Origin of the sequence: Streptomyces viridochromogenes (genome assembly GCF_001270495.1) — a bacterium.
GTDB lineage: Bacteria > Actinomycetota > Actinomycetes > Streptomycetales > Streptomycetaceae > Streptomyces > Streptomyces viridochromogenes_A.
Genome location: NZ_LGUR01000014.1, coordinates 61769 through 75590, shown reverse-complemented (window position 1 = coordinate 75590; position 13822 = coordinate 61769). Strand labels below are relative to the sequence as shown.

General features: G+C 71.4%; 17 protein-coding genes and 1 pseudogene. 7 read left to right on the top strand and 11 right to left on the bottom strand.

What is annotated here, in order from left to right; translation table 11 throughout:
* Positions 1-9: 9 nt before the first annotated feature.
* Positions 10-396 carry a VOC family protein gene (locus ADK36_RS04060; protein ID WP_048581988.1) on the bottom strand — a complete coding sequence of 129 codons (387 nt, stop codon included), beginning with the start codon at positions 394-396 and terminating at the stop codon, positions 10-12.
* A gap of 174 nt (positions 397-570) precedes the next feature.
* Here ADK36_RS04060 and ADK36_RS04055 point away from each other — a divergent pair, with 174 nt between their 5' ends.
* Both ADK36_RS04055 and sph read left to right on the top strand, forming a co-directional pair.
* Positions 571-1029, top strand: coding sequence for a pyridoxamine 5'-phosphate oxidase family protein (locus ADK36_RS04055; RefSeq protein WP_053196414.1), 459 nt, complete (start codon positions 571-573; stop codon positions 1027-1029).
* Between the two features lie 111 nt (positions 1030-1140).
* Positions 1141-2130 (top strand): sphingomyelin phosphodiesterase, encoded by a 990-nt coding sequence (sph, locus tag ADK36_RS04050; protein ID WP_053196412.1) that lies wholly within the window; start codon positions 1141-1143, stop codon positions 2128-2130.
* A gap of 29 nt (positions 2131-2159) precedes the next feature.
* Here the strand turns inward: sph and ADK36_RS04045 are convergent, their stop codons facing one another.
* The 4 genes and pseudogenes from ADK36_RS04045 to ADK36_RS45775 form a co-directional block, all read right to left on the bottom strand.
* On the bottom strand, positions 2160-3065 hold the full coding sequence (locus ADK36_RS04045; RefSeq protein WP_048581991.1) for an aldo/keto reductase: 906 nt from the start codon (positions 3063-3065) through the stop codon (positions 2160-2162).
* Between the two features lie 49 nt (positions 3066-3114).
* On the bottom strand, positions 3115-3825 hold the full coding sequence (locus ADK36_RS04040) for a chitinase (RefSeq protein ID WP_048581992.1): 711 nt from the start codon (positions 3823-3825) through the stop codon (positions 3115-3117).
* A 175-nt stretch (positions 3826-4000) separates the two neighbouring features.
* Positions 4001-4339 carry a HEAT repeat domain-containing protein gene (locus ADK36_RS47700; RefSeq protein WP_234329668.1) on the bottom strand — a complete coding sequence of 113 codons (339 nt, stop codon included), beginning with the start codon at positions 4337-4339 and terminating at the stop codon, positions 4001-4003.
* Positions 4340-4784: 445 nt separating this feature from the next.
* Positions 4785-4998: pseudogene (locus tag ADK36_RS45775) on the bottom strand (winged helix-turn-helix domain-containing protein); the annotation flags it as partial.
* Between the two features lie 371 nt (positions 4999-5369).
* Between ADK36_RS45775 and ADK36_RS04025 the strand changes: the two are divergent.
* Positions 5370-5810 carry an SPW repeat protein gene (locus tag ADK36_RS04025; protein WP_078916247.1) on the top strand — a complete coding sequence of 147 codons (441 nt, stop codon included), beginning with the start codon at positions 5370-5372 and terminating at the stop codon, positions 5808-5810.
* A 102-nt stretch (positions 5811-5912) separates the two neighbouring features.
* On the opposite strand, the gene ADK36_RS04020 is transcribed toward ADK36_RS04025, so the two are convergent.
* Positions 5913-6680 carry an ArsR/SmtB family transcription factor gene (locus ADK36_RS04020; protein WP_048581996.1) on the bottom strand — a complete coding sequence of 256 codons (768 nt, stop codon included), beginning with the start codon at positions 6678-6680 and terminating at the stop codon, positions 5913-5915.
* 187 nt (positions 6681-6867) lie between these two features.
* Here ADK36_RS04020 and ADK36_RS04015 point away from each other — a divergent pair, with 187 nt between their 5' ends.
* Positions 6868-7479, top strand: a complete 612-nt coding sequence (locus ADK36_RS04015; RefSeq protein ID WP_048581997.1) for a hypothetical protein — start codon at positions 6868-6870, stop codon at positions 7477-7479.
* A gap of 45 nt (positions 7480-7524) precedes the next feature.
* Here the strand turns inward: ADK36_RS04015 and ADK36_RS04010 are convergent, their stop codons facing one another.
* Complete coding sequence (locus tag ADK36_RS04010; protein WP_053196407.1) at positions 7525-8265, bottom strand: phosphotransferase; 741 nt, start codon at positions 8263-8265, stop codon at positions 7525-7527.
* A 190-nt stretch (positions 8266-8455) separates the two neighbouring features.
* Here ADK36_RS04010 and ADK36_RS04005 point away from each other — a divergent pair, with 190 nt between their 5' ends.
* Entirely contained in the window at positions 8456-8719 is a 264-nt protein-coding gene (locus ADK36_RS04005; protein ID WP_048581999.1) for a GlsB/YeaQ/YmgE family stress response membrane protein, read from the top strand.
* 37 nt (positions 8720-8756) lie between these two features.
* Here ADK36_RS04005 and ADK36_RS04000 read toward each other — a convergent pair whose 3' ends face one another.
* The 3 genes from ADK36_RS04000 to ADK36_RS03990 all read right to left on the bottom strand — a co-directional run bounded on the left by ADK36_RS04000 (position 8757) and on the right by ADK36_RS03990 (position 10980).
* Entirely contained in the window at positions 8757-9701 is a 945-nt protein-coding gene (locus tag ADK36_RS04000; protein WP_053196405.1) for an NAD-dependent epimerase/dehydratase family protein, read from the bottom strand.
* A gap of 72 nt (positions 9702-9773) precedes the next feature.
* On the bottom strand, positions 9774-10550 hold the full coding sequence (locus ADK36_RS03995) for a GCN5 family acetyltransferase (protein WP_053196433.1): 777 nt from the start codon (positions 10548-10550) through the stop codon (positions 9774-9776).
* Positions 10551-10590: 40 nt separating this feature from the next.
* Complete coding sequence (locus ADK36_RS03990) at positions 10591-10980, bottom strand: MerR family transcriptional regulator (protein WP_053196403.1); 390 nt, start codon at positions 10978-10980, stop codon at positions 10591-10593.
* Positions 10981-11101: 121 nt separating this feature from the next.
* On the opposite strand from ADK36_RS03990, the gene ADK36_RS03985 reads away from it, so the two are divergent.
* Positions 11102-12301: an MFS transporter gene (locus tag ADK36_RS03985; protein ID WP_053196401.1), complete on the top strand. Its 1200-nt coding sequence runs from the start codon at positions 11102-11104 to the stop codon at positions 12299-12301.
* Between the two features lie 40 nt (positions 12302-12341).
* Positions 12342-12827: a nucleoside deaminase gene (locus tag ADK36_RS03980; protein WP_048582003.1), complete on the top strand. Its 486-nt coding sequence runs from the start codon at positions 12342-12344 to the stop codon at positions 12825-12827.
* Between the two features lie 94 nt (positions 12828-12921).
* Here ADK36_RS03980 and ADK36_RS03975 read toward each other — a convergent pair whose 3' ends face one another.
* Positions 12922-13776, bottom strand: a complete 855-nt coding sequence (locus tag ADK36_RS03975) for a GNAT family N-acetyltransferase (RefSeq protein ID WP_048582004.1) — start codon at positions 13774-13776, stop codon at positions 12922-12924.
* Positions 13777-13822 lie beyond the last annotated feature (46 nt).

Sequence of the window (13822 nt, the reverse complement as noted above, 5' to 3'; positions counted from 1 at the left end):
GAGAGAGGGTCAGCCGGCGGGCTGGAGCAGGTCCCAGCGGTTGCCGTAGAGGTCCTGGAAGACGGCGACCGAGCCGTACGGCTCGTGCCGGGGCTCCTCCAGGAAGGTCACGCCCGCGGCGAGCATCCGGGCGTGATCACGGGTGAAGTCGTCGGTGTGCAGGAAGAACCCGACCCGCCCGCCGGTCTGGTCGCCCACCCGGGCACGCTGCTCGTCGCCCTTGGCCCGGGCCAGCAGCAGTGCGGTGCCCTGATCGCCGGCCGCGACGACCACCCAGCGCGATCCGTCCGGACGCGGGGTGTCCTCGACGAGCCGGAAGCCGAGGGCTTCGGTGTAGAAGCGGATCGCCTCGTCGTGGTCGTCGACGACGAGGGTGACCAGGGCGATGTGTCGCATCGGGGCCTTCCGAGAGGTGCGATTGACGGGAGAGGTTATACGTAAAACGTCACGGACGCCAGTCGCTCACGAGAGGGATCCCGAACCGGGCCCGCGGACCTAGGCCCCAGGCCCGAGCCGAGGCGGGCCCCTGGCCCGATCCGCACCGCCCGCTCCCCCGATACCGTCCCGCCCATGAAGATCACAAAGCCGCCCCGTGCCCCCGAGCAGCGCAAGCGCGATCTCCTGGACCGGCTGGAGAAGGAGATGGACGTCTGGGTGGCCACGGCCGGCACCGACGGGCTGCCGTGCCTGGTTCCGCTCTGGTTCGTGTGGCACGACGAGTGCCTGTGGCTGGCGACGCGGCCGGCCACCCCGACCGGTCGGAACCTGCGCGACGGCGGGCGGGCCCGGCTGGCACTCGGGGACACCCTGGACGTCGTCCTCGTCGACGGCGACGCGGAGATGTACGACGCCGACGAGGTGCCCGACGCCGCGGCCGAGGCGTTCCTCGCGAAGACCGGCTGGGACCCCCGGGCGGACAAGGCCCCCTACGTCTACTTCCGGGTGCGTCCGCGCGTGGTGCAGGCGCGGAACGGCGAGCACGAGATGCGCGGCCGGTATCTCCTGCGGGACGGGGCGTGGGTGGTCTGAGCCGGGCGTACCGCTGCCCGACATTCTTTTCACGCACGGGAGTTACCTGGGAGTAATCGCCGGTGGTTTGATGTGCGGCGCCACTCAGCCCCTCACCCTCAGGGAGACCCAGTGACGCTCTTCCCACCGCCCCGCACCCAGGGCGCGGCCCTGCTCGCCCTCGCGCTCGCCACCACCGGGCTCGCGGGTGCGGCCCCCACCGCCGCGGCCGCGGAGCAGGCACCGCCGCCGCTGCGGGTGCTGTCGTACAACGTCTTCCTCTTCAGCCGGACCCTGTACCCGAACTGGGGCCAGGACCACCGGGCCGCGGAGATCGCGAAGGCGCCCTTCTTCCGCGGGAACGATGTCGTGGTGGTGCAGGAGGCGTTCGACAACGCGTCGTCGGACGCGCTGAAGGCCGCGGTGGCGGGCGAGTATCCCCATCAGACGCCGGTGGTGGGGCGGACCAGGAGCGGCTGGGACGCCACCGGCGGCGCGTACTCGGCGACGACACCCGAGGACGGCGGGGTCGCGATCCTCAGCAGGTGGCCGGTGCTGCGCAAGGAGCAGTACGTGTTCAAGGACGCGTGCGGGGCCGACTGGTGGTCCAACAAGGGCTTCGCGTATGTGGTGTTGAACGTGAACGGCAGCAAGGTGCACGTCGTCGGCACGCACGCCCAGTCGACCGACCCGGGCTGTGCCGCCGGTGAGGCCGCAGCGATGCGCAGCCGGCAGTTCAGGACGATCGACGCGTTCCTCGACGCCAGGAACATCCCGGCGGGCGAGCAGGTCGTGGTCGCCGGTGACCTGAACGTCGACTCGCGCACGTCCGAGTACGCCTCGATGCTCGCCGACGGCGCACTGGTGGGGGCCGACGCACGCACCGGGCACGCGTACTCCTTCGACACGCAGGACAACTCCATAGCCCGCGACCGCTACCCCGACGACCCGCGCGAGGACCTGGACTACGTCCTGCACCGCGCGGGTCACGCGCGTCCCATGGTCTGGAAGAACGAGGTCGTCAAGGAGCGGAGCGCGCCCTGGACGGTGTCGAGCTGGGGGACGGACTACACGTACACGAACCTCTCAGACCACTATCCGGTGACCGGTTCCACGGGCTGACCAGGCGAGCAGTGACCGGGTGGCTCGGCTCAACCGGTGCGCCGCCGCGCCGAGTCGAGCCGGGCCAGCTCGTCGCCGGTCAGGCGGAGGGCGCCCGCGGCCACGTTCTCGGCCAGGTGGTCGGGGTCGCCGGTGCCGGGGATGGCGACGACGTTCGGGCCCTGGTGCAGGGTCCAGGCGATGCGCACCTGGGCGGGGCTGACGCCGTGCGCACGGGCGACCGCGAGGACCTCGTCGTCGTGGGCGGTGGTCGCGCCCCGCTCCCCCGTGTCGCCGGCCACGGCGTAGAACGGCACGAAGGCGATGCCCTGTTCGCCGCAGCGGCGCAGGAGTTCGTCGGCCTCGGGATCGGGCCGGTCGAGCGCGTACCGGTTCTGCACGCTCACCACGGGCGCGATGGCCTGCGCCTCGGCGAGATGCCGTGGCTCCACGGCGGAGATGCCGAGGTGCCGGACCAGGCCCGCCTCGCGCAGCTCGGCCAGCGCGCCGAAGTGCTCGGCGATGGAGTCCTGCCGCATGCGGCGCAGGTACACGAGGTCCAGGTGATCGCGGCCGAGCTGGCGCAGGTTCTCCTCGACGTGGCCGCGGAGTTGGTCGGGGCGGGCCGACGTGCCCCAGTCGCCGTCGTACTCGCGGTAGGGGCCGACCTTGGTGGCGATGACCAGGTCGTCGGGGTACGGCGCCAGCGCGGTGTTGATGAGTTCGTTGGCGGAACGGAGCGCGGAGAAGTAGAAGGCGGCCGTGTCGATGTGGTCGACGCCCAGCTCGACCGCCTTGCGCAGGACGGCGATCGAGCGGTCCCGGTCGCTCGGCGTCCCGTGGTGGAAGGCGGCGCTGCCCGTCAGCCGCATCGCGCCGAAGCCGACGCGGCTCACGGACAGATCGCCGAATGCGCAGGTGCCCGCGGCCTTCGCGGTGATCGTTTCGGAGGTCATCGGCGGAGTCTCGCACACGCCTGCGGGCACCGGCGGGCGGCAGCAGGTCTCAGCAGTACAGGTTGCCGCCCGGGGAGACGCCGAGGATCTGTGTGAAGCGCTGGTAGGCGTTCACCCGGCTCTGCACCTGGGCCGGGTTCTTGCCGTCGCACTCCAGGGAGCCGTTGATGCTGCGGATGGTCTGGCCGAAGCCGGCCTGGTTGACCATGGCGTTGTGCGGGGTCATGGTGCCGGGGCCGTTCTGGGTGTTCCAGTACCACAGGCCGGTCTTCCAGGCGACGGCCGCCTCGTTCTGCACCCGCCAGGGGTTGCCCAGCAGATCCATGCCGAGAGCGTCGCCCGCCGCCTTGTAGTTGAAGTTCCAGCTGAGCTGGATGGGGCCGCGTCCGTAGTAGGCGGCCTGGCCGGCGGGGCAGCCGTACGGCTGGCTGCGGTCGCAGTAGTGGGGGTAGTTGGCCTGGTTCTGCTCGACGATGTGGACCAGGCCGCCGGTCTCGTGGTTGACGTTGGCGAGGAAGGCGGCCGCCTCCTGCTTCTTCACCGTGTCGCTGCCGGTGTTGGCGAAGCCGGGGTAGGCGCTGAGGGCGGCGGTGAGGCCGCTGTACGTGTAGAAGGGATTCCGGTTCGGGAACATCTGGTTGAACTGCGACTCGCTGACGACGAAGCCGGCGGCGGACGCGCTCGGGGCCGGCTGGAGCACGAGCGCGGCGCTGCCCAGGGCGAGTGCGGACAGCAGTGCGGCTATGCGGCGCCTCGACACAGGATCAACTCCTTTGCGGAGCACGGCCGCACCCGGACAAGGGCAGGGCGAAGCAGAGCCTTGAGCGCACGCGCCGACGGGGTCGGCCACGGCGTGGGGGCGGCCGTGGTGGGGGGTGTGGAGACACACTCAACCGCTTTGGTCTGTACCAGTCAATGGTGCAGACCAACCAACCTCAAAGCCGGTTGCGGAAGTTGAGGGAGCAGGCGCCGCCTCCCTCCGGCCGGGGGGTGGTCGCCCGCGCCCGCACGGACGTCGGCGTCCGGGTCGTCGACCGCCGTCGCCAGTGCCGTACGGGCGCCGTCGTACGCACATGGCGCAACAGGCCGAGTACGGCGGCCTTGCGCACGTCGGCGTCGGCGTCCCCCGGCAACCCGGCGAGAGAGGGCACGCCGTGGTCCGACGCGGCCCCGCCGAGGGCGGTCGTGGCGCCCGCACGGACCTGCCGGGCCGGGTCGGTGAGCGCCGCCGTGACGGTGGCGAGGAGTACGTCGGGGACGCCGAGGACACCCAGGGCCTCCAGGGCCGCGGCTCGTACCAGTCCTGGGGCTGACGTCCGGGTCGTGGATCAGACGACTCAGGGCGACCGACGCGCCTTCGCCCGCCTCCACGGCCCGGTCCAGGTCGATGTGCCGAGCCAGGGCGGCGAAACCGCGCGCCACACCGACCCACACCTCACGCGCGGTGTCCCCGGCCGCCGCCGGCGGCTCCTCTCGGCGCCCCGCTGTGGCCGTCGGCAGCGGATGCACCTCGCCCAGGTGGCGCGAGTCGCCACCGAGGGGGCTGAACTCCGTGACGGGAACGAGGTAGGGGCGACGGGTCGCGCCGTGAACTCCATCGCTCCGGTCGGGCTCTTGCGCACCTGGGCCGTCGGGGTTGCGCAGTGGGCGGTGGATCAGCTCGTGGGCCTCGGCGAGCTGGTCGTAGGGCAGCTCACCCTGATACGTCGTGTACTGCCTGTACTTCTCGGCGACGACGACGGTCCCGACGCCAGGCAGCCGCTCGACGAGCTGCTCGGCACGCAGCAGGTCCAGTGCGTGCCGGACGGTGCTGCGCGACACCTGGTAGTCGGCCGCGAGGACGTCCTCGTGAGGCAGGGTGCCCCCGGGAAACCCCGGTCAGGACGAGGTGCCGCAGCAGGTCCGCGAGCTGCCGCGCCCGGTCGGCAGGCAGTCGCCGACGGCGGGCTGCGGCGAGCGGCGCGGTGTGCTCGCGGGTTCGTTCGACTGGCCTGCGGCGACCATACCGACGGTTTCCGCCCCGTGGTGATACCGAATCATTGCGCCACCTGAGTCCCCTTTACCTGGCATCTGACCTGCTGTTTCGTGAAACTCCGGCCAGGTTTCGCCACCAGCCCGCGCCTGGGCGTCGGACACGGACGATCCGCGGGCCACCGCGGCGACTTCCGAAGGCCCACCCCACTTACATCGTCATGAACCCGACGAGCTCTACACATAAAGACGAAATAAGCGCAGAATGTGCCTAGGCGGCGCTAACCGCACACCGCACCAGACGCGGTCAGGCCAAGTCAAAGGAGACGCGTCATGGCCAACGTCTCGCCCACCCGAGGTGACATAACCAGCCATCCCGATGCACCAGAAATGCGGGATCGCTACGCCCGTATGCTCGGCGGTCGTGATGTGGCGCTCGTGGACGGACCGGTGTTCCTGCTCGGTCTGTACTGCGCCGTATCCCCCTGGATACTCCACTACACGACGAGCCAGCCCGCACTCGTGACGCACAACCTCATCATGGGTGTCGCGATCGGTCTGCTGGCCCTCGGATTCACCCGGGCTCCGGACCGCATGTACGGCCTGAGCTGGGCCTTCTGCGCGATGGGAGTCTGGATGATCATCGCGCCATGGATCGTCGGGGACAGCCCGGACGCCGGCGTCGTCGTGAACAACATCATCATCGGGGCCCTGGCCGTGTGCCTGGGTCTGCTGTGCGCCGGCACGGCGGCGAAGAGCGCGCCGAGGCCGTAGCGGCACATCGGAGAGGAGACCCGTCGGCCGGTCCGCACCCGCGGGCCGGCCTCCTCCTGTCGCCCTCCCCCTTCTGCCTCCGCTCCCCTCCGGCGCCCCCGTTCAGCGGGCCGGCATCAGCCACGGCTCCTGCGGCAGGACATGTCCGGTCTCCAGCAGCGACTTGAGGTTGGACAGCACGGCCGGCCAGCCGGACGACACATCGGCGCGCGCGCTCTCGTCCGGCAGGTCCTCGTGGGTGACCGTGAGCCGGACGATCTCGGCGTGCTGCCGGATGTCGAAGGTGACCCTGGAGTACTTGTCCTGCCGCCCCTCCTCGTCCGGCGCCACCCAGGTGGTGACCAGACGGCTCGGCCGCTCACTCTCCACGACGGTGCCGACCACGTCGGCGACACCCGAACCGTCCGTGCGGACGTGTTCCCAGCGCGAGCCGGCCCGCCAGTCCGAGACGTTGCTGTGGCCCCAGTAGGCGGCCGTCAGATCGGCGTCGGTGAGCGCGTCCCAGACCTTCTCGGGCGTGCTCTCGATATAGGTGACGTACACGAATGTGGGCTTGTCGGTCATGGCTTCCTCAGCTCGTCGTTTCACGGCTCCGAGCACACGCAGGCGCGGGCTCTCGAACTTGTCGATCCACCGCTCCTGCATCTCGTGGAGCGGGACCGGATTGAGGTAGTGCAGCTTCTCCCGCCCTCGCCGCACCGTGCCGACCAGGTTGGCGGCCTCCAGCACGGCGAGATGCTGGGTCACCGACTGGCGGGCCATGCCGATACCGGCGCACAGCTCCCCCAGCGTCTGCCCGTTGTCCTCGCGCAGCCGGTCCAGGAGCCGTCTGCGCGTCTCGTCGGCCAGCGCCTTGAACACCCTGTCCATCCCGGAGCCACTCTCTGATCGCACACTCAAAGTTATGCAGGCAATTGCCTGCATGTCAATCGGAGCTGCTTTTCCGTTTTGAGAAGTACGTGACGAACGCCTGTTACATGACCTACGGGAACCCTTGATGGGCGGTCCGTAGCGTCGAACACATCGCAACGAACCCCATCGAAGGAACGACTCACTGATGCGTGCTCCCCGCACCCTGCGCACCGCCCTCGTCGCCACCGGTGTCACCACCGCGCTGAGCATCTCGGCCGCCGGCGCCTTCGCTATCGACGCGCCCGCCGGCAAGTCCGGCACCTCCGCGGCCCCTCCCTCCAGGGCCGAGCGCGTCTACGTGCAGACGGTGCAGCTCGCGGACCACATCAGCCGGGCGAAGGTCTACAAGGCCGGCACGGACCGTTACGAGGCGGAGATCTGGGCCGGGGAGGAGAGGTACGGAGCCCTGTACACCCAGGGCAGGGCCGCGTACGCCCAGCACAACGGGCTGCACATCACCCTGCACCCGGACGGCAAGGTCACGTCCTGGGTCGAGCGGGCCAAGCCCCGGCCCAAGCCGGTCGTCCAGCGTGTCCTGGTCGCCACGGCGACGCTGGCGGACGGCGCGACGACGGCGAAGCTCTACCGCGTGACCGCCGACCACCACGAGGCCGACATCCTCGCGGACGGCGTACGTCTCGACACACTGGTCACCGACGGCCACGGCGCCGCCTACGGCGAGAACAACGGACTGCACGTCGCCCTCCAGCCGGACGGCCAGTTGACCTCATGGGTCGACGCGCCCCCGTCGGCCTGACAGGCCGACGCATGCGCGTGCACCGCGTCAGGGGCCTCAGGGACCTCAGGGCAGGAAGAAACCCAGCTCGCGCCGGTGTTCAGCCACCCAGGCGTAGGCGTTCCGCACCTCGTCCACGGCGCCGCGTTCACGCAGCCCCACCATGGCCGGCTCACCCCGCACGGCGCCGGCCTCGATGCCCCGCCAGCAGCGGTCCTGCCACCAGAGGATCACGTCGACGAGCCCCTCACCGCCGCCGCCCGGCCCGTAGGCGTCACAGACGAGCGCGATCCGCCGGGCCGTCTCGAACACATCGGTGACGCCCGGCCCCAGATCGAGGTACTGCCAGCAGACATGGGCGAGGTCATGGACGCGCTCGCCGGGCGCGGCCATGTCCCAGTCGATGAGGGCGGTCGCCCACCAGTCGGTGCCGTCCATCGCGTAGACGGTGTTCTTCGGGGCGAGATCGTTGTGGCACACGACATCCTGGTCGCCGGCCAGCGGCGTGCCGTGCGTCATGTCGTGGAAAGCGCGGACGAGTTGAGCGACCCGCACGAGCCCCGCGTCCGTCCCCGCCGCGGCCCGCTCCCGGGGAGTGACAGCGGTACGCCCCTCCAGGTATCCGAACACCTCCCGCCCCCGCTCGTCGGTCCCGATGTACCGCGGGACCCCTTCCCAGCCCCGGCGCTCGAAGTGCGTGAGCAACTCCCGCACATAGCCCGACCGTTCGTGCGGCGTACGCCGTACGGTCGTCCCGACGCGCACGACCTTGTTCACGGCTCCGCCGCCGAGTACCCGCTCCGCCATCCGCACCTCCGCGCTCAGCACCAGCCCAGAACCACTCGCACAGCATGCCCGCACCCGGGCACGTTTCCCGCATGCGATCACCGTGGCCGTGCCACTGGTCGACGCGGGACCACTGGTTGAAGCGGAACGGACTGTCCCTCCCTCCAGGGGGAACTCGAACCTGTGCGGGGGCAGGAGGAAGAGGGGCGAAATGGAGATCTCCGGCATCATCAGTGCCATTGTGATCGGCATCGTCATCGGTGTGCTCGGACGTCTCGTGGTTCCGGGCCGTCAGCGCATCGGGGTCCTGTGGACCATCCTCGTCGGCATCGTGGCCGCGCTCATCGGTTCGGCGATCGCCGCCGGGCTGGACGTGGCCGACACCGACGGCGTCGACTGGGTCGAGTGGCTCATCCAGATCGGTCTCGCCGCCCTGGGCGTCGCCGCGCTGGACCGGACGAAGGCGCGCCGCTGACGCATCGAAGTAAGGACGTGAGAGGACGGCACGACGTTCATGTGAGTCCCGCGGCGGCCCGCATCGCGGCGAGGCCGTCGCGGGCCGCCGGGTGGGCGGGCGTCCAGCCGAGCTCCCGCTCCGCCTTAGCCGTGGAGACCCGCAGCGTCGACGCCATCATGGTGTGCGCGTACGACATGGGCCGCATCAGCCACAGCGGTACGGTCATCGGCTTCGGCAGCCCGAACTCGTCGGCCACGCACCGGACATGGCTCCCGAATCCCGTCGGGGTGCGGTCGGCGATGTTGTACGCCTGCCCGGGGCGCCCGCGTTCGACGGCGGCGACGACCGCGCGGGCCGCGTCGGTGAGGTCGATCCAGGGCAGGACCCGGCCGTGGTCGGCGGGGACGGGCAGTCGCCGCTTGCGCAGCATGGGCAGCAGTGCGTCCGTGCCGCCGGGGCCGTAGAACAGGCCGAAGCGCAGGGCGATGCCTTCCAACCCCGCGGTACCGAAGGTGAGTTGTTCCTTGACGCGCATCGCCGCGAGGTGCCGCTCCAGCTGCGGGGTGCGGCCGCGCGGGCCGAAGGGGGCGTCTTCGGTGATCACCTGGCCGCCGTGGTCGCCGTAGCCGTATCCGAAGACCATCGACTCGGCCACGAAGCGCCGGGCGCCGGTGGTCTGCGCGGCTTCGATCAGATGGGCGGTGCCGTCGGTGCGCAGCGCGTTGGTGGCGTGCATGTCGCAGTGGCGCATGGGGGGCTTGCGCAGCGCGGTCGCGGCGTGGATCACCGTGTCGAAGTGGTGGCCGTCGACGGCGCGCAGCAGGGCGTCCCGGTTCATCAGGTCGGCCTGGACGTCGTTGCGCGGGCCGCGACCGAGGCCGGTGACCTTGTGGCCCGCCTCGGTCAGGGCGCGGGTGATGTGCCGGCCGAGGACCCCGCCGGCGCCCGCGAGGAGGACGCTCCGGCTGTGGCCGCTCTCTTGGCTCTGGTTCGTCGTCATGCCAGTGCGACGAGGCGGGAGGGCACGGATGTGACATTCCGGCGGGGCACGCCTCCGGCGGCGTTCTGCCCGCTACGGCGTGTACACGTACGGCGTCGTCGTGGTCAGACGCTCGAAGCCCAGCCGCTCCAGGATGGGACGGCTCGTGCTCATGGCATCGACCTGGAGGTACGGGTAGCCGCGGTCCGCGGCGGCACGGGCGCGGTGGGCGACCAGGGCACGGTAGATGCCGCGGCCCCGCCAGCCCTCGACGGTCCCGCCGCCCCACAGCCCGGCGAACCGCGCCCCCGGCACGAGTTCCATCCGGGCGGCGCTCACCGGGATGTCACCGGCCAGCGCGACGACCGCGACCACTGTGTCCGGGGCAGCCGTGAGCTGGGCGAGCAGCTGGTGCCGCAACTGGGTGCCGTCCGTGCCGAAGGCCTTCTCGTGCACCTCCGCGACGAGATCGACGCCCGCCCGGTCGGTCACGGGGAGGATGCGGATGCCGTCCGGTGTCGCGGTGTCCAGGGTCAGGTCGGCGATCTCGCCCACCATCAGCGTCTCCTCGGGCCCGGCCGTGAAGCCGGCGTCCCTGAGCCGCCGGCCGAGATCCACCGGGAGGTCATGGCCGTAGAGCTTCCACTCGAATGCGCATCCCAGCGGGGCGAAGTGGGCGATCTGTTCGGCGATCGCCTCGTCGGCGCCCGCCTCGTCCAGGCCGGACCACACGACGCCGTTCCAGCCATGCGCGCGGGACACCTGGCGCACGATGCCGCCCACCCGCTCCACCAGGGCGCCGGGGCCGTCCGGCCGCGCGCCTTCCCGCATGTCCCGGTCGAAGAGGGCAAGCACTGCGACATGATCCATGGGCACACCCCACCACCGGCCCACCAGCACGACAACCCATTTACGACCGCACCGCCCCCTCCTCACCCTCCGGCCGCACCGCCGCCAGGTACTCACGCAGCCGGTCGCGGTTGCGTGCCAGGCACTCGATGCGGGCCTGGATGCGGTCGATGTGGCCCTGGAGGAGGGCGGCCGTGTCCGGGGTGAGGTGCTCGGCGGGCAGCAGGATCTCGTCGGGGCCGGACAGGTACGGCAGGATCGCGCGGATCATCTGCGTGGTCAGGCCCGAGTCGAGGAGTCCCCGGATCTGCTGGACGTCCTGGACGGCCGACTCGGGATAGTCCCGGTAGCCGTTGTCGGTGCGGTCCGGGTGGAGCAGGTGCTGTTCCTCGTAGTAGCGCAGCAGCCGGGTGGGGACGCCGGTACGGCGGGAGAGTTCGCCGATCTTCATGTCTGCCTCGGAAATATGCGCCTCGGAGCGCCGTGGAGCGCCTTGGAATGTGCGCCTCGGAACGTGTGCCTCGGAGATCGCCCTTGCCTTCACACTGATGTGAGGGTTCGAGCATGGTCGCATGTCCACCACATCCATGGCCAAGGGCACAGCCCTGCCCACCTCGCTGCCGTGGTCCGGGCTGCTCGCCCTGTCCACGGCCGCGTTCACCGCGGTCCTGACCGAGCTGCTTCCGGCGGGCCTGCTGCCGCGCATGGCGCCGGCGCTGGCGGTGTCCGAGGCGCAGGTCGGCTTCCTCGTCACGGCGTATGCCGTCGCCTCCTTCGCGGGCGCGATCCCGCTCACGGTCCTGCTGCGCGGGCTGCCGCGCCGGCCCGTGCTCATCGGCACGCTGGCGGGCTTCGCGGGCAGCAACGCGGTGGTCGCGCTGTCGTCGTCGTACGGCCTGACCTTCGCCGCACGGGTCGTGGCCGGGCTGATGGGCGGCACACTGTGGGCGATGCTCGTCGGCTACGCGGCCCGGATGGTGCCGGCCGTGCGGCGTGGCCGGGCGATCGCGATCGTGCTCGCCGGGATCACGCTCGCACTGTCACTGGGCGTGCCCGCCGGGACCGCACTCGCTGAGGCGCTCGGCTGGCGCACGGCGTTCGGCGCGCTGGCCGGGCTGGCGGTGTTCCTGGTGGGCTGGGTGTGGTGGCGGGTGCCGGGGTTCCCGGGCGAGCCGCCGGGTGCGGGGCTGCCTCCCCAGCGGGTGGCCGCGCTGCCGGGCGTCCCGGCCGTCCTGTCCGTCACGCTGTTGCTGTTGCTGGGCCACCAGGTGATGTACACGTACGTCGCCCCCTTCGCGACGCATGCCGGGTTCGGGCGTACGGGCCTGGTCCTGCTGGTGTTCGGGGCGGCCACGGTCGCCGGGATCTGGGTGACCGGGGTCCTGGTGGACCGGCGGCTTCGGGCGACCCTGCTGGGCGCGCTCGCCCTGTGCACGGCCGTCATGCTCGCCCTCGGTCTGCGCGCCGGAACACCCGCCGTGCTCCTCGCGTCGGTCGCGCTGTGGGGTGTCGCCTTCGGCGGGGCGCCCACGCTGATCCAGACCGCCCTGGTCGACGCCTCGGGTCCCGCGCACGCCGATGTGGCCACCTCCTTGCAGGCCACGGTGTACAACGCGGGGATCGCGGCGGGTTCCCTCACCGGTGGTCTGGCCCTGGAGCGCCTGGGCGCGGGCGCTCTGCCGTGGACCGCGCTCCCCCTGGTCGCGGGCGCGTTCGTCACCGTGGGCCTCGGCCGCGCGCACGCCTTTCCGGCCGTACGTCGGCGAACCTAGGGTGGGCAGGGAAGATCACGCCGCGAGGAGGCCGTACGAGATGGTCGTGAAGGACACCGAACTGCCGTATCTGCGCCGCTGCGTCGCGCTGGCGACCGAGGCGCTGGAGGCCGGGGACGAGCCGTTCGGGTCGGTGCTGGTGGGGGCGGACGGCGAGGTTCTCGCCGAGGACCACAACCGGGTCGCGTCGGGCGACCGCACCCGGCACCCCGAGTTCGAGCTGGCCCGCTGGTCCGCCGCCCGTCTGACGCCCGAGGAGCGAGCGGCCGCGACGGTGTACACCTCCGGCGAGCACTGCCCGATGTGCGCGGCCGCGCACGCCTGGGTGGGGCTGGGGCGCATCGTGTACGTCGCCTCGTCGGAGCAACTGACCGGGTGGCTGGCCGAGTTGGGGGCGCCGGCCGCGCCGGTTCGACCGCTGCCGATCCAGGAGGTCGCGCCGGACGTGGCCGTGGAGGGTCCGGTACCCGAGCTGACGGACGACGTCCGCGCGCTGCACTTCCGGTTCCACGGGCGACGGAACTGACCGGGCAGGCGTTTCGACGGCCGTACACCCCTGGCCCGACACGAGATCCAGGGGACGTCCGCGGCCCCCACCAGGGCCTGTCCGGCGGATCACGCTAACCGAGTTCCAGCGTGGTGACCCCGAAGACACGCTCCTGGGAGTGCGGTCGCACCGGGCCCGTATACATGCGGGCGGTTTCGAAGGAGGGCGTGAAACCGGCCTCCTCGGCGAGAGCCACCCCCGCCGGGTTGGTCTCGGGCACGTCGACGGCGACCGGGCGCCCGGCCGCCTCGGCGGTGAGCGCGGTGAACAGGGCCCGGGCGTCCTCGGCGGTGTCGGCGAAGAGCGGGCCGATGCGCGGGCAGTCGTGGCCGGGGCGGATCACGCCGTAGCCGGTGACACGGCCGCCCACGCGGCGGACCACGGCGTGGTGTCCGGGGCCGGTGAGCCAGTGAGCGAGGAAACGGGGGCGGTCGGCGGGCGTGCAGGTGGCGTCGTACGCGGTGATGTCCTCGACGTCCTCGGGCCGTACGGCCCGGATGTCCGCCGGCACCCGGGCGGTGGGCGCGGTTCCGGTGAACCGGACGGTCCGGTGGGCGGACTCGAAGCCCGAGCGGCGGTAGTTGTCCTGCTGGGCGACGACCCCGTCGAGGCCGATGACGCGGTTTCCGGCGTGGGCCAGGGCGGTCTTCCAGGTGGTCAGGCCGTGGCCGTGGCCGCGCAGGTCGGGGCGGACCAGGTAGTGGCCGAGGAATGCGTAGTCGGTGCCGTAGGTGACGACCGAGATCGCCGAGACGACTTCGCCGTCGATCCGGCCGAGGAAGAAGCCGTCGGGATCCTGCGCGAAGAACGCCGGTGCGTCGGCGAGCCCCGGGTTCCAGCCCTCGTCGGCGGCCCATCCCTTGATGACCGACCAGTCGTCGAGACCGGCGCGAGTGACGACGAGGTCTTCGGGGGCCGGAGAGGCCATGGCTACGCTCCATTCCGTAGGGGGCCGCGTGCGCAAGGTGATCGAC